1 protein-coding gene is annotated in these 18,379 nt (G+C 55.1%); it reads right to left on the reverse strand.

All coding sequences use genetic code 11. The features are described from left to right. Positions 1-12: 12 nt before the first annotated feature. Positions 13-18,282 (reverse strand): amino acid adenylation domain-containing protein, encoded by an 18,270-nt coding sequence (locus AAC086_RS04725; protein WP_339775904.1) that lies wholly within the window; start codon positions 18,280-18,282, stop codon positions 13-15. Positions 18,283-18,379 lie beyond the last annotated feature (97 nt).

Genomic DNA, 18,379 nt, shown 5'->3' on the forward strand with positions numbered 1-18,379 from the left:
GTATTTGTCCCCTTAGATATCCTGCACGGCAGCACGGGCAAATTTCCCCAAAAAGGCAAGCCAGCGCTGCATGGTTTCCGCGTCGAACAGGTCGGTATCATATTCCAGTGTGAAACGGGCCTGACCGGCTTCTTCGACCAGGAAAAGAATAACGTCATGCTTTGCCGTCATATTGTCGACAAACGCATCCAGATTATCGGGCAAGATTCCTGCCTGCCCCTGCCTTGCCAGCGGCAAGCCGCCTTTTTCATCCTGATTGGAAATATCCCCAAACCGTTGATATTCAAAAACCACATTCACAAGCGGCTGGCGGTTGGCATTACGTTTCGGTGCCACCGCGCGCACCAGTTCGTCAAACGGATAATCCTGCCGATCCAGTGCTGCCGTGATGTTGCCATGCAAATCATCAATCAGGGTGCCAAGATTTGTTTCATCGTCAAGCTGCACCCGGATCGGCAACACATTTACAAAGAAACCGATCAGACCTTCGGTTTCGGTACGTTCCCGCCCGGCAACCCCCATACCAATCACCATGTCTTGCTGGCGCGTCAAACGATAAAGCATGGCCGAAAACAGGGCCAAACCAACCGCCGACAAGGTGGTGTTATGAGCCCGCGCCAGTTTGTGCAAACCAGCAAGAACCCCGGCTTCAATTTCCAGATGCCGATGTGCCCCGCGATAGGACTGCATATCGGGTGCCGCGCGGTCTGTCGGCAGGGCGATCTGGCCCGGGGCACCTTTTAGTTTTTCCTGCCAATAGGCTGCGGCATCCGACCAGTCCTGCCCCGCCTGCCACCAGGCATAATCCTTGTAGGTAATCGGAAGCGGCGCCAAGGCCGACGCGGTTTTACCCAGCACCGCCTGATACAAAATGCCTAGTTCCTGTACCAGAATTTTCGACGACCAGCCATCGCCGACAATATGATGCGTGGTCAGAACCACAAGGCATTCGTCTGTACCAACCGTGATGACACGCCCACGGATCAAGGGCGGTTTATCAAGTTCAACCGGTGTTGCGGCCTCTTGCCGGGTCAGGCGCAGGGCTTCACGCGCCGGATCAACATGGTCGGAAACGTCATTAACAACCACGTCCGGGGCCGACACCGGACTGATCTGTTGGGTGATGACGCCATCATATTCCTGAAAACATGTGCGCAAGGTTTCGTGGCGTTCGATCAGCAACCGTAAGGCTTCTTGTAAAATGTCGACACGCAACGCCCCATTGCAACGCAAGACAAACACCATCCCATAGGCGCTGCCGGTGCGATCCATCCGGGAAAGAAGATAAAGCCGCTTTTGCGCGTGGCTGGCCGGGTAATGCGCCATTTCCGGGGCAGGCAAAATGCCGCCTGCCCGCAGGTTACCGTCGGACACGCCAATGTCATGAATATGACGGGCCAAGGCCGCAATCGTGGGGCTGGCAAAGAAATCGGCCATGCTAATACGGTTGCCAGTACGATCTGCAATGCGATTAACAATCCGGATCGCCATCAAGCTATGGCCGCCAAGTGCGGCAAACCCGGTATTTCGGTCTTGAACCGGCACCTGGAAAACATCGCTGAAAATATCGGCAATGACCTGTTCTTCGGGCAACAAAACAGTATCAACAATGCCAGCTTGTGTTCCGGCGGGTGATTGCGTGCGGACCTGATCCAGCAGTTCGGCACGATCAACCTTGCCATTGGCGGTAACCGGAATATCATCCACCCAATACCACTTAGCCGGGATCATGTATCCTGGCAGGCGCTTGCCCAGCCAGGCCTGCAACTCGGCAATGCGGGTATCGGACGATACTGGCTCTTGCGCTGCCGATGCCTGAATGCAGGCTATAATCTCGCCGCCATTGACACCGTCCTGATTAAACAGAACCACCGCATTCTGAAGGAATGGCGCTTGCTGTAACTGGTGCTCTATTTCATCAAGTTCAATGCGAAAACCGCGCAGTTTGATCTGGTTATCGCGCCGTCCGCCAAACTCGATCCGCCCGTCGCGGGTCCACCGGGCAATATCGCCGGTACGATAAAGGCGCCCTGCCGGACGATCCGGGTCGGCGATAAATTTCTCGGCGGTCAGGTCGGGGCGTTGCCAATATTCGCGGGCCAACCGGTCGCCGCCAATCATTAATTCGCCCCAGGCACCCACCGGCACCCGCAACCCGTTGGCATCTTGGATCAGCGTTCTTGTATGGGCAATCGGCCGCCCGATGATTGTAAAATCGCTATCGTTGCACACATCGGATGCAAGAATGGCGGTTATCGCGGCAAATGTGGTGCTTTCCGTCGGCCCATAGCCGTTAAACAGCCGGGTATCAGGGCATTTTTCCATAAATTTGCGAACATGCGATTTGCTAATGCTTTCCCCGCCGATCATAAGAACAGAAAGGCGGGCAAGACTTTCGGCATCGACATCAACCTGTCGATTAAACAGCCCGACGCTTAGATACATCGTGGTCACACCGAACCCGTCAAGTGCAGCACCAAACTGCACCGGGTCCAGCACGGTATCGCGCCCGATCACGGCAATTTCAGCGCCATGGAGCAAAGGTGCCCAAATTTCCAAAGTCGCCGCGTCAAATGCCAGCGGTCCCGCCTGTGCCATAACCGCACCGGCAAAAAGCCCGGCATAGTCCGCCCCCAGGGCCAAACGCAGCACAGCACCCTGTTCAATCAACACACCTTTGGGCGTTCCGGTCGAACCCGAGGTATACATCAGATAAGCCGGGGCACCTTGCGGGGTCTCAAGCACGGGGAGCACAAAATCACTTCCGGCATCGGGAATATTGCCAACATGGCACATGTCAACACCCTGGGATGAAAGATCGCCCAGCGATGCCTTGCCCGCATCATCAACCAGAACCAATCGTGCGGCGCTGTCGCCCAGAATGAAATGATTGCGTTCTGCCGGATAGGCGGAATCAAGCGGCACATAACCCGCGCCAAGGGCGACAATCCCCAGCATCGCCGCCACCGCGTCGCGACCCCGGTCAATATGCAGCGCGACAAGATCGCCCTGCCCGATTCCGCTGTTTTCAAGGTAACGGGCAATGCCCCCTGCCCGTGCCATAAGCCGGGCATAGCTCCAGGCACCGGTTGCATCCCGCACCGCGCAATGATCTGGCGACAAGGCCGCCTGTTTGGCAAACTGCGCAAACAGCCCATCCTGTGCAGGTATCGCAACATCAGGACCATTTTCCCAATCGGCAAGCTGTGCCGCCTGATCGCCTGGCAACAAACTGATCGCGTCAAGATGCTGACTGTCGTTTGTAATCAACTGGCGCAATGTTGTTACGAAAATGCGTCCCAAATCCTCCATCCGCGCCCGGTCAAACAGGTCGACGTAATAATCAAAGGAAATCGTCATTCGTCCCGGAACATCGCGGACAAAAATTGCAAGATCGTTCTTGCAATGATGGCGCATCAAGCCGATCGGCGGAATATGCGTATTCGCATCATTCGGCGCAGCCTGATAGTTCATATAAGAAAGCGTCACTTCGGATAACAGCGTCCGGTCCGGTGCCGCCGGGGGGCACAGGTCATCTAGCAACCGATCAAGAAAATAGGCGCGATGACGCATGGCATCAACATGATGCCTTTGCATTTTCTCCACAAAGGCTTTGACTGTGTCGCCGTCATTGATCTGCATGCGTAACGGCAACAGCGACACCATCATGCCCGGCACGCCCCTGAACCCGCTTGCATCACGGGAATCGACAGGAACACTGATCACCATATCGTCGGTTTCGGCCAATCGCGACAAAACGGTAAACCATGTCGACAGGATCAGGGTAAACATTGTAACGCGCTGCCCGGCGGCGAATTTACGGGCATCGGCCAGCAACGAAGCATCAACCTCGAACGAAGTAATGTCCCCGGTAAATGTATGAAAAGCAGGCCTGCGCCGATCTGAGGGCAGATCGAATTTTGGCAACGCACCGCGATAAAGTGATTGCCAATAATTTTTGGCATCGTCCAATCGCGCCTGATTTTCCGCCGACTGGCTCCACACCGCGTAATCATGCAACTGACGTTTAAGGGGCGGCAGTGTAGTGCCGCGATATAAGTCAAACAAATCGGCAAACAAAAGTTCGGTGGTAAATCCGTCTGCCAGCACATGGTGAATATCGAAAAACAACGCATTTCGCCCGGACGGATCGGCAAGAATTTTCCAGCGAACCGGTATTTCCCGGTCAAGATCAAACGATGTTACCAACCCGGCACAGGCGTCTTCGAGTTGATCTTCGATCAGAACAGGTGTCAGGTCGGGTCGTGCGTCAACCGAGTCCAGAACCTCCATCTGCCACACATCATCCTGCTGGGATATGCGGGTACGAAGAATTTCATGACGGGCAACCAGTTGCCCGATGGCGTCACACAATTGAGCAAGGTTAATGCTATCGTCTAGCAAAAAGGCATGGGGCAAATTAAACGCCGTTCCCATATTTCCCTTTTGCCCGGCATTCAACACCGACAATTGTTCGGGCGCGACCGGATATTTCGCCACATCATGCCGATGCGGGGCCGAATGACCCGCGCTATCGTGGTTTGGCGACGCCAGATAAGCCGCTGGCGCATCGCTAAATCCATTGATCACCAATTCGCCATCATCGGCCCGGCGCGGCTCCGGCCACAGATCAAACAGTTTCCTGCCCAGGGCAACAACCGTCGAATGCTCAAACAGATCAACCAGATTAATCGAAGAACCAAGTTCACCATTGATGCGATCAACGATCTGCATACCGGTGATGGAATCCCCGCCCAGCGCATAAAAGTCTTCCGCCGGATCAACCGCATCATAACCCAGCGTCTCGGCCCAGATTTTACTGATTGCGCTTAACGGGTCTGCCTTTTGCAATTCAGCATTCACAGGCGATGCCATAACAGCCGGTTCAGGCGTGTTGACCCCAGCCAGTTCTGCGATCGCCGATACTGTCGATGCTGAAAACAAATCGGAAATTGTCAGTGATAGCGATAGTTCGGCATTCATCCGGTCAACAATTTGCATCCCGGTAATCGAATCTCCGCCAAGGGCAAAGAAATCTTCGCCCGTATCAACATTGTCATACCCAAGCGTTTCCGCCCAGATCGCTGCAATGCGTGACGTTCCGTTTTGCGGCGATATGACAGGCACAATGCTGGCCGCACTATTTGTATTTGCGACAAGTTCAGGCACATTCTGGCTTTCCAGAACAGCGGGATCAAGGATGGTAACCTGTGCAAGATTGCAGCACAGGGCATTGCACCATATCGAGACCGCCTGTGCGGGCGTCATCCACGCGCCAGCGTGAAGAACAACGTTATTGCGCGCTGCCATGCCCTGATCAGACAGCGTACACCAGTCTATCACCATTGCCGGAAGGCCCTTGGAGCGGCGATAAAATGCAAACCCATCCAAAAAGGCATTGGCGGCACAATAAGCCGATTGGCCGGCCGCGCCTGTAATCGCCGTCAGGCTGCCAAACATGACAAAGGCCTGAACCGGGTCGTTTATCGTCAATTGATCGAGGTTGCGCGCGCCGTCAATTTTTGCCGATAAAATACCGTCAAATTTATCCATATCGCGCAAGGCCAGAAAACCGCCATCGGCAATGCCTGCGGCATGGGCCACCGCCGTAATCGGGCCTAAAGCGGTTCTGATATGTCCCAGCGTTTCATCAAGAGATTTGCGGTCCGACACATCACAGGAAAACAATGAAATATCGATGCCTTTGCCACGCAAAACGGCAACCTGTTTTTGCGTGTCCGCATCAAGATCATCTTCGGCACGGCGGCCGACAAATGCCAGGCGCACCTTGCCGTTAAGCGCCATTTCTTCGGCCAGTACCAAGCCAAATCCACCGGCCCCGCCTGTAACCACACAGACCCCATCATCGGGCCAGATTGATTTTTTAGCGGTATCTGCGGCTGCAAGGCCGCGCAAATCGCGCACAAACCGTTGACCATCGCGATAAAGGGCAACCGGATCACGCAAGGGCATAAAGGCCAGTTCTGATCCAATATGTTCCAAAACCGCATCGGGCGTTATATCGGCATAGCTAAGGACCAATTTGGGTTCTTCATGCGCAACGCCAATAACAACACCTGCTGCAGCGGACTGATCGGGGTCGATGGCAACATCATTGCCCACCTCGAACGCCCCACACCCAACCACAACCAACCGCAACTTTCCGGCCATATTGCGCAAAACATTCCGAAGGACACTTGCCGTTCGAAAGGCCGCATCCGGCCCGGATTGCAGGGCCACAACCACGTTGGAAATATCAACAAAAGTTGCTTTATCCAGCGTTTGGGGATGAACAGAACGATGATCGCCCGATACCGGCCAAAAATCGCCATCCGTAATAAACAAACAGCCCGCAACAACGGCCTGTGGTTTCAGATTTGCCGGTTTCCAGTATGTTTTAAGTAATTCAGGATGCCCGTTTTGGCTATTTTGCCCCGCCTTGGCAAAGCGGATACCGTTTACAGCCAGGACGGGATCACCGCTTATTACATCAAACAACGTTACGTTGAGACGGCCCGAGGGTTGCATTTCGCCACAGGCAAAAACCTCGGCACTTGGCACGCCATAGACGATAACCTGATCAATGCCAACGGGCACCGATCCCCTGTCAGCATCATTTAACGCCATGCTACAAGCGGCATCGGCAAGGGCCGGATGATACAGCCAATTTTGAAGATCGGCATGATAATCAGACCGCAAACGCAGATGTTTAATCGCGGTCGTCTTTTGCTCATCACAATGCAACGACACGACACAATCCCAGCGCGGGCTGGTCGATATTGAACCGAAATTCTCGTTAAAGGTCGCAATTGGCACAAAAATATTCGCTTTGGCCCGCACTGCATCCAACGACATTGGGCTATCGTATGCGGGTACGACGTTCTGGTCCCAATGCGCGCTGGCAAAAACGCGCCATTGACCATTTTTCAGCCGTCCGCCCAGTTCCACCTGGCCATCATTGGCAAATGTCAGGGTTACGTTACCGTTCGGTAGGGCGCTGGCAACCAATGCCTGATGCCAAACCAGATCGGAAACCGTTGCCGGTTGCGCCCCATCCCCCAATTGCCGAATAGCTTGTGCCATTAAGGCCGGAACCGCCATGCCAACAAGGGTTGGCTGGCCGTTCAATCTGTGTTCGTTTGTCGGCCAAAATGCAGGATCATTAACCGCAATGGCAAAACTGCGCCCTGCTGCCGTTTCAATCGGCCCCTGAAGCAGCGACACAGCACCGCTTGTTTTAACCTCGAATACCGGTTTGCAGGTTTTTCGAACATAGGGCGACGGCGGCAAGGAAACCCGCCGCGCCTTTGATTTTTCAGGCCAGACCAGAACCGCACCGTCAAGATAGGCGGCAATTTGCACTTGCGCGGCGGCTTTGTCGCGGGCAACAGCATTTACCTTGCGATTTTGGTCGGCATTTGCCGTGGCGCTGAAATCGCCCGTTCCGGCAGCAAGCTGTTGCAAATAATTTTGCAACGCATCGCTGTCGCGAACGGCAACCGCAAACCGATACTTCAGGCTATCGCGCCCGGTTGCAAGCGTAAACGCAATATCGCGGACCTTCAGGTCCGGGTCATTTTGCAACCTGCGTAACAGGTTCTTGCCATAATCGCGCAGCGCATCGGGGTTGCTGGCCGACAATGCAACAACAAAGTAACCTTCATCATCATCGCCAATGCGTGTAATTGGCGAGCGAACCGGAGCAGCCTCGATCACGATATGGGCGTTAATGCCGCTTAACCCGAACGAACTAATCCCCGCCAGGCGTGGAACACCACGATCAGGAAGTTTTTCAAGCCGGGCGGCAACCCGGACCGGGGCACGGGCAAAATCGATTTTGGGGTTTGGCCTTTCGTAAAACGGCTGTGGTGGCACCTGATCATGACGCAATGCCATAATGGCACGTGCAAGGCCCAGTGCCCCGGCGGCACCATCAAGATGGCCGTAATTGCCCTTGCCCGATCCGATAAAGGCCCGATCGGCATTTGGTGCAACATCGGCAAAGGCCCGCGTCAGGCCGTCAATTTCAATCGGGTCGCCCAGCGCCGTTCCCGTCCCGTGGGCTTCGAAATACGATATGCTTGCCAAATCAATATCGCCCGCCTGCGCGGCCTGGCGAACAACCTCGGCCTGCATTACCGGGTTGGGGGCGGCTGCCCCGCTTGATGATCCATCCTGATTAACCGCGCTGCCGCGAATAACGGCATGAATGTTATCGCCATCCTGCAAGGCCGCACTTAACGGCTTTAAAACAAAAATAACACTGCCTTCGCCCATGCCAGTGCCATCGGCATTTGCATCAAAGGCCCGTGTGCGGGCGGTAGAGGAATCAATGCTAAATCCGCTGGCGGCATCGGGCGGGCTGGGCAATACTTTTGCCCCACCGGCAACGGCAATCGTACATGTGCCGTCGCGCAGGTTCTGACAAGCCTGATGTACGGCCACCAGCGACGATGAACATGCGGTATCGACCACCTGGGCCGGACCACGCCAGTCTTTCAAAAATGACAGCCGCGTAACAATATTGGAGGGTACATTCAGGGCGAAAACCTGTTCCGCCTTGCTTTGTGCCACATGGTCCATGGCAACCCGCCATACCGGGTTGGCACCGCCGCCCGCAAAAACGCCCACTTTCTGGCCGCGCAATGCATTGCCGCCATATCCGGCATCTTCCATCGCCCTTAACGCTGTTTCGATAAACAAACGTTGTTCAGGGTCCAGCAACCCGGCATCAACAGGGGCCATGCGAAACCGGGCCGCATCAAAATCAAAAATGTTGTCAAGATAGGCGGCTTCACGAAACTTTATCGGAACAGCCCGGCCCATAACGGCCAGAAGATCGCGGGTTTCCTCATCCCGCGATATGGGCAAGGCACGAACATGATCCCGGCCCGACGCAATATTCTGCCAGAAACGCTCCAGATCCTCGGCATCGGCAACCCGAATACCGATGCCGATAACGGCGATGGGTTCGTTGCTGGTAAACCTGTTCCCGGCAATCATCGACTGCGGCCCGGTTACAAAATGTGCATCCTGCCCCGACAGATATTCGGCCTGACGCGCGATTGACGGGTTGGCAAACAAATCGGCAATGCCGATCTTGCCCGGCCAGATACCGTTTATTTTTTCAAACAAGCGTAACAGCAACAACGAATTGCCGCCGATTTCAAAAAATCCGTCATCGCGCGTTGGCTCAACACCGGGCAAAACGTCCTGCCACACACGACGCAGTTTTTCTTCCAGCGCCGAAACCTGCATATCGGTTTTGGCAGCCGTTTCCTGCGGGGTCACAGAAAGGCCATCACCACTTTTAACCGTACGCATCAATCGACCGGAAAGAGCGTTGCGATCCACCTTGCCGCTGCTGGTTTGGGGTAAATGGTCAATCGCAAAGAACCGCGCCGGGATCATGTATTCGGGCAGGTGATGGCGCAAATGTTCGCGCACCTCCGCAACCGTCAGATCATCCGAACCCAGAACAAACGCATGAAGTTCATCAAGCTCGCCAACCTTGACGGCCTTGACCGGGGCGCGCTCAATCGCCGGATGGCTTTCAAGGGCGGTTTCGACCTCGCCGCATTCAATTCGGAACCCGCGAATTTTAACCTGATGATCAATGCGCCCCAGATATTCCACCGATCCATCACGACGCCAACGGCCAAGATCCCCTGTGCGATACAGCCGCCCGCCGGGGTTTTGCGGGTCTTGAGGGAATTTCTCGGCGCTCAGGTCCGGTCGATTGCGATAGCCCAACGCAATTTGTGACCCACCCAGAACGATTTCGCCGATAACACCAATGGGCAGCACATCCATTTCGCGGCCAAGGATCTGCACCGTGGTATTGGCAATAGGTTTCCCAATGGGAACAATCGAACCGGTTTTATGGGGCGAACAGGATTGCCAGGTTACATCGACGGTGGCCTCGGTCGGGCCATAAAGATTGTGCAGTTCGGTCCCAAACGATTGATACAAAATATCGTTAAATCGCCGCACCGTCGCCCCATCAAGTGCCTCGCCACTGGCAAATACCCGACGCAGACTGGACAATTTGGCAATATCAACCATGCCGCTTTCAATCGCGAACAGAAAAGTTGACAGCATCGACGGCACGAAATGAATCGTTGTAACCTGATGGCGGTCAATCTCGGTCGCGATCTTCTGCGGGTCTTTTTCGGCACCGGGAGCAGGCAAAACAACCTTTGCCCCGGTCCATGACCACCAGAAAAGCTCCCACACGGACACATCGAACGTGATCGGCGTTTTTTGCAAAATCACATCGCCCGGCCCAATCGGAAACGCATCCTGCATCCATAAGATACGGTTCAGAACGCCACGATGAACAATTTCAACCCCTTTGGGTCGCCCCGTAGAACCCGAGGTAAACAGCACATAGGCCAGATCATCGGCCCTGCTTGCAAGGGCGGGAATATCCCCGTCTTCGTCCCCGTCAATCAGGATGGTTTTGGTGCCGTCAAACAAACCGGCACAGTCTGCCGTTGTTACCACCACCGATGCCGCGCCAAGATCTTCAAGCATATCGCAGCGGCGTTGCGCAGGATGGTCCGGGTCGAGCGGACTATACGCCGCCCCGGCAAGCAAGGTGCCATGAACCGCGGCCAGCATATTGATCGACCGCCGAACCGCAATGCCCACCACATCGCCAGAGCCAACAGATGCCGCACGCAATCTGGCCGCAATGCCCGCCGCGCGGCGCGCAAACTGTGCATAGGTCAGCGCGCCGTCCTCATCCATAACGGCAATCGCATCGGGTGTATCCGTAACCTGATCAAGGAAGGGGGCTGAAATACAGCGTTCAACCGGCATATCGTACGCCGTGGCATTAAACTGATCAATCAGCGCCCGTTCGCCCGCTGGCATCATGGCAAGATGCGCAATGGGCGTGGTTTCGCCCGCGCTCAATGCCGCCCGGCACAGGATGTTCAGGCGGGTGACAAAGCCGTTGATCGTGGCAGGATCAAACAGATCGGTGTCAAATTCAACCTGCCCCCGCACAGCACCATTTGCACGCCAGAAATAAAAGCCTAAATCAAATTTGGCATAGGGAAACCTGGTCTCGACCAATGAAAGCCTTGCATCGCCCAAATGGCCCATCTCGGGCATGGCATCCTGCCAGGCCACAAGAACATCAAATAACGGATTGCGCGACAGATCACGTGGTGCATTTACCGCATTCACGATGCCTTCAAACGGCACCGCCTGATCAAAGAGTGCATCCGAGATGGTTTTGCCGGTTTGGGCAAGATGTTGCGCAAACCGGGCTTCCGGGTCGATATTTTGGCGCAAGGGCACGGTATTGACGAAAAATCCAATGGTATCATCAAGGGTTGCGTGCTCTCGCCCGGCCACCAGCATCCCCAGGGGAATATCGGTTTGACCACAGTGGCGATAAAGCAGAACCTGCACCAGAGCCGTCAGAATGTTAAAGGCTGTGGTGCCATACCGCGTTGCGGCCGCGTCAATTAAACCTTGATTGTCGGCATCGATGTCAAAATCAAGAAAATCGCCACAAAAGCGCCGCTCTGCCGGGCGTGGATGGTCCGTCGGCAGGGCCAGCGGCTCGCAAAGCGGCAACAACCGTTCTTTCCAGCGCCCGATGGCGGCCTTGCCCGCGCTGTTTTTCAAAAAGTCATGTTGCCAGCTTGCGAAATCTTCATAATGCCGTTCAATATTTGGCAAACAAGGCGCAGCTCCGCCGGTTTCGGCCCCGTAAAATGCCGAAAGTTCGCGCAAAAGGATGGGCATTGACCAGCCATCGCAAATGGCGTGATGCAACGAAATCATCAACCAGTGACGGTCGGGATCAAGTGTCAGCAAGTCTGCGCGTGCCATTGGCGCATCATCAAGAATAAAGGGGCGGGCTATTTCCTGTTCAATGAAACGGCGCGCCGTTTCTTCATCCATGTGATGATGGCGCAAGGTCCAGTCGCCACCGGGTGCCAGATACTGGCTTACCCCATCGGGGTGCCCCATATCGGTTCGGAAACGCAATCGCAAGACGTGCTGGCGTTCTTGCAGCGCATAAAGGGCGCGTTGCAATGCGGCCACATCAATGGCCCCCGCAATCTCCAACGTTGCCGGAACAGAATAAACCGCCAGGTCGGGCTGCAAGCGTTGCAAAACCCACAACCGTGCCTGACCGCTTGATAACGGAAAACTGTCGCCCTGCGCCCGGGGCAATGTGTTTTTAACCGCAACCTGCTGATTGCGTGCAATCAGTTGCGCCAGACTGGCGACCGTTCGCGCGCTAAAAATGTCCTGTAACCTGGGCCGAAAACCGGTCTGTTTTTCGATCATGCCGGCGAGGCGCATGGCCGTTAAGCTATGCCCGCCAAGTGCGAAAAAATCCGATGCGGGTGTAATTTCCTGCCCGGCAAATAACACGCCAAACTGGTCGATAACAAGTTGTGCGTCATCGCCATTTACCGTTGATTGCATCGCAACGGGTGCGTCTTGTGCCAACAGGATCTTGTGCAGTTTGTTACGATCCACCTTGCCATTTGCCGTAACTGGTAAATGTTTAAGAACAACGATGCGTTCGGGAACCATATAGCCCGGCAGATCCCTGGCAAGCGCGCCCGTCCAAACATCACGCATATCATTATCCGCCGCGATCGCAGCACCCAAAACGGCGTCGGCACCGCTGCCAATTGGCATCACGCAGGCCGTACGAATGCCGTCAAGGATGGACAGCTTTCTTTCGACGGCGCCAAGCTCAATCCGGTGCCCGCGAATTTTAACCTGGCCATCGTTGCGCCCGCCAAATTCGATCACACCATCGGCACGCCACCGGGCGCGATCACCGGTTTTATATAACCGCTCGTCCCCCAGACACTTTAGCTGAACAAATGCCTTGCTGGTCCGCTCCGGGGCACCACTATAACCCAGTGCCAACCCATCCCCCGCCGCATATAATTCACCCCAAACATTGATCGGGGCAACCTCCCCGTGTGCATCAAGAATATAAACCCGGCTGTTGCCAACCGGCGTCCCAACAGGGATGTTGCCCGATAAAATATCGTCATCGCCAATGACGTGCGTACAGGTAAATGTTGTATTTTCAGTCGGCCCATAACCATTGATCAGGATCAGATCCGGGCAGGCCGCCCTGACCATCGCAACATGCGCCGGGCTTAAGACTTCGCCCCCGCTTAGCAAGCGTTTTAACGCCGCGAAAGTCGCTGGTGCCTCATCGGCGATGCGGTTAAACAGGCTGGCGGTCAACCACATGGTTGACACCGCACCGCGCCCAAGGGCATCGCGAAGCGTATCGGGGTCAAACAGGGCGTCATCTTCAATAATGCACAGGCGTCCGCCATTTAAAAGGGCGGCCCAAATTTCCAGTGTTGACGCATCAAAACCCAACGGGGCGGCCTGTGCGATCACGTCATTTTCATCAAAGGACAAACTTTTATTGTGGAGAACCAGCCGGGCAACAGCGCGGTTTGGTACCAATACCCCTTTTGGTGTTCCCGTGGACCCCGATGTAAACATGACATAGGCAAGGTCATTACCGGTTCTTTCACCGAAAGGCTTACCCAAAAAGCCATTTTGCCCGACCCCGTCGGGCAACCCTGCCAACTGGAATTTCTGTTGCAGGTCTGACAGGCGTTGATATTCGCCCGCATCACACAGCAGCGTCCTTGCGCCACATTCAGACATAAGGTCACCCACGGCCCGGGGCGGCAGTGCCTTGTCAATTGGCAAATAGGCCGCGCCATGCCAGGCAATACCCAAAAGGGTCAGGATGCTTTCAAAACCGCGTGCCGCGGCCAGGCCAACAATATCGCCCGGCAGAACGCCAATATCATCCAATGCAGACGAAATCGCCGCAAGCCTTGGCCCCATGTCGCGATAGGTCATTGTGTTTTTGCCATCATCAATGGCAATTCGGCCCGCACATGCCGGGTCGCCAATACGCCTGGCAAGCAATTCGCCCAAACCACAATTGCGCGGATAATCCGACCCGGTATCATTCCAGGCCGTTAAAAGAAGCTGTTTGTCATGCGCGGGCAATAACCCGACCCCGCCTAACGGATGCAAGGGGTTTACAGCGCAGGAACAGACAAATGTCAAAAAATGATCGGCAAATCGTTCGGCCCAGCGGGTGCCATAAATTGATGTTTGATATTCAATCGCCAAATGGGTGCCTGACCCGCATTTGACCAGGGCAACCATCAGGGGGAATTTTCCCGCACCAAAATCAATGTCGTCAATATCGTCAATATCTTCATTGATTTCAATGACACTTACCGCGTCAAACGGAAGGCCGACAGGGCCGTGCGCCATTGCAGAAAGATCCATGCTCAAGCGCGACAGCGGATAATCCTGCACATCCATCATTAACAGGATTTCGCGACCAACCTGTTGAACAAGATCCGCCAGTCCCCGCGTCATATCAGGCGCAATGGCAATCGGTAAAACATTGGCAAAACAACCCAGTGCCTGTCGGCTATCCTGGTCCACCCGCCCGGCAAAGGGAAGCCCCAGAACCGCTGATCCGCTTTCTTTGTGACGCGCAAGAACAGCTATCACAAGGGCGGACCAAAGGGCCGTTCGGGTCGACCTGCTGACATGCCGCGACAAGGTTTCAAGCGCGACTGTTTGCTGCGGTGACAGCCGAATAAACAGGCGTTTCCCACTACCCCCGTCATCCGTGCCCTGCCCCGTTAATGGATCAGCCGGTAACCGCTCTGCCAGCAGAGTTTCGGCCCGCGTCCGCCAGAATGCCCGCGCATTTTGGCCACGTGCGCCTGTCAGGCCCTGTCTGGCCCGTTCGGCAAGGATCTGTGCCGGGCAGGATGGCACAGGCACACCGCCCAATAGCTCGGCCGATATGTCGGCCTGAAGCAATGCCAGCGACTGGCCGTCAAAACACAAATGGTCAATCGCAATCGCCAGCAGGGGTGGCCGCGCCTGTGTTTGGTCCAAATATCCAAAACGGGCAAGCGGCCCTTTTTCCAGATCAAACAGGCCGGTGCGAATATCCTCGAACTGATCAAGGCGCACACAGGGGATCGACATATGGGCATGAACCCGCTGAACCAGTTCACCTTCATTCTCGACAAAGGTTGAACGCAACGTTTCGTGCCGGGCAATGATCCGTTCCAGCACCGACTGCAATTGCGAAAATTCGGTTCCATCGGGCAAACGCAAGCTGGTGATAATGTGATAGCTGTCATCCGGCGGCAGGTCGCGCCGGGCAAGCCATTGGCCCTCTATCGCCGGATGCGCGCTAAACGATGCCACAACCGGATAATGCCCGTTTTCAGACACATGCTTTGTGACATCAAAATCAACCGCAACACCCAGTACCCACATTTTTGCCAGGGCGCGTGTCAAAGCCAGTAAACCCGCGTCGTCAGGGTCTATGCCCGTTTCGGGTTTTGATGCCGGTTGCAGGGGAATGCACTGCTTGGTGTTAACGCCATTAACCGCCGCCAGCCTGCTGGCTGTATTGCCAAACCCGCAGTCAACCATGAACGCATCGGGCAACGCCGCCGCCAGCCCCTTTATGTTATCGGCAAAGCGGACCGTATTGCGCAAATGGCTTACCCAATAATCAGGGTCCATCGCATCAGCATCGGACAACCACTGCCCCGTCAGGTTCGACTGGATGGGAATTTTTGGTGCCGAAAGTTCGACTAAGGCAACGATTTGGCGAAATTCATCAAGGATCGGATCCATCATTGAGGAATGAAACGCCTGGGAAACAGCCAATCTCTGCCCGGGTTTTCCCTTCGCACGCAGATATATCTCAAGCCTGTCAATACAGTCGATTGATCCGGCAACAACATACTGGCGCGGGCCGTTTACCGATGCAATAGACAATTCAGGCCCAAACACCGCCTGTAAATCAGCCATATCGGCCGCGACCATCGAAACGCCATACATCGCGCCAGGTTCGGTTGATGCCATCAGCCGTCCGCGCAGAACAACCAACCGCAAGGCGTCATCAAACGACATCACACCGGCAAGACAGGCCGCAACATATTCGCCAATGCTGTGCCCGGCCAGCGCCGCAGGCGACACACCCCTTCGGACCAAATAATCGGCCAGGGCATATTCAAAAATGAACAGGGCGGGCTGGGTCCGCCCGGTCCTGGCAAGGCGTTCACTGTCATCGGCGTTTTGGCTAGCGGACAATAACAGGTCCCGCAAATCATCGGGGCCGGAAAGACGGGACACCATGGCACAGGCCCGGTCAATCAGTTCCGCCGACGTCGTATCGGCATCATACAAGGTGCGGGCCATGCCAGGTCGCTGCGACCCCTGCCCCGGAAACAGCAAAATAACGGATGGTGGCACATCGGGCACCCTTCCCGAAATGCGGGCCGGTGATTTTTCATCGGCCAATGCCGAAATGACAGCCTCACGGTCTGTCGCAATAATGGCGGTTCGCACAGAACAGGGGCGCTTGTGTGAAAGATGCGCCGTCAGATCATGCAGATTTATCAGGTTCCCGGCACCCGCAATATCGGCAACCCGGTTGCGCAAACTGGCAATTTCATCGTCCAGTGCGGCCGGTGTCTTCGCCGACAGTTTCAGGACAAAGGGCATCGCAGACGCAACAGACGAAACTGCCTGTACTTGTTGCGACGACCGGGTTTGATGCGGTTGCGCCGCCACGTGTTCATCCCCGTTAACAACGGGTCCGTTTGCCCGTTGCCCGGCACCAATATGTCGCGCAAATGAGCGAACGGTTGGATGTTCAAAAATCTCGACCGACGCAATCTGTCGCCCGGCAAGTTTTGACAGCGCATATTGTGCACGGGGCACCAGCAACGAATGCGCGCCAATTTCAAACAGATTATCATCTGGCGCGATCTCGTCGATCTGGATCAGGCCCTGCCAGATACGGCCAATTTCTGTAACCAGTTCCAGATCTTCGGTTGGGAGAGCATCCCCCACCCCGACGTCTTCCCGGGCAGCTTCCGTAACGTCATCACACAAACCCCGATAAGCATCGCGGCCGATTTTTGTCATGAATGCCACCGGTTGTTTGCCGGTATCTGCCAAAATGGCATCTAGCAGCTCATGAAACCGCTTTGAAATCAGTCCAACCGTTTCGTGATCAATCCGCGCAGCATTATATTGCCAAACCAGTTCCGCTTCCTGATCATCACCGCCCACGGTCTCGATCAGATAGACCAGGCCAATATCTGTAACCGGGCCATTATAAACATTCTTGTGCCGTGCTGTAACATCGCCAAAATCCAGCGGGGGCAATAAACCAAGACTGTTAAAATACGCACCACTGCCCGAAAGGCTTTTGCCCCCCAAATTGGCCGCCCGCATACGCACCGGGCTTAACCGGATATGACGGACATCACGGCGAACACGTGCAAAGATGCTTTGGGCCAGTTCGGCAAAACTGGCATGTTCATCAAGATTAACGTCAAACGGCACGACACAGGAAAACGTGCCGGGCATGTTTCGTTCCTTGCGGCCCAACCGGTTCAACAGCGGCACCGTCATAACGGGATGACGATCTGCGCTGACCTCGGCCAGCAGGATCATAAAGGTCGCCATCATCACCGCCGTTGACGAGGTCCGACATTGTTTGGCAACATCTTCAAGAACCGCCAACTTTTCCCGGCTCATCCTTTCCACAAGCTGCAACTGACGGGGGGAATAACGATCCGCACGTGACGAAAAACGTGTCGCCGGTTTGTCCAGCGCCAACCGTTCCGTCCAATAAGCAATATCGCGTTGATAAGACGGGCTGGCAGGATAGGCCATCTCTGACGAAATAAAGCCAAGATAGGATTCAAAGGCCGTTTGGGGCACGGCAACACCGGATTGCACCGCACGATATATTTCAGCAACCCGGTCCGCCATCACATTGCCGCTAAACCCGTCGCAAACCAGATGATGATAAACCCGGACCCACCAGTAATAGTCATCGCCCAGTCGCAACAACCGGTGACGGCAGTTTGTATCTGCTGTCGGGCCAATCAGACGGGTACGGGCGAAGGTGACTTCTTCATTTGCGGATGCCTCAATATCGTCGGCAAAACGCAAATCGACCACGCTGAAGTCTGTCGGCAAACAGACCTGCGCAAACGATTGCGAAATTTCACCCCCGTTACTGGCAAACCGCAGACGCAGAACGTCGTTTTCCTGCTCCGTCCGGATTATCGCCTGATGCAACACAGCAATATCAAGGTTGCCTTCAAACCTTATGACATTGCAAATATTGTATCTGGCAGGATCATTTCCCCTGTCCTGATCCAGCCAGATTGCGGCCTGTGGCGATGTCAAAGGATAGTGATCGTTCCCCGACCCCGAATTTACCCGCTTATCTTTCAGTGTAGGCCCCCTCAAACATTGTCGTCGTTACCAACCGCTCACCCCAAGC

Origin of the sequence: uncultured Thalassospira sp. (genome assembly GCF_963976115.1) — a bacterium.
Lineage (GTDB): Bacteria > Pseudomonadota > Alphaproteobacteria > Rhodospirillales > Thalassospiraceae > Thalassospira.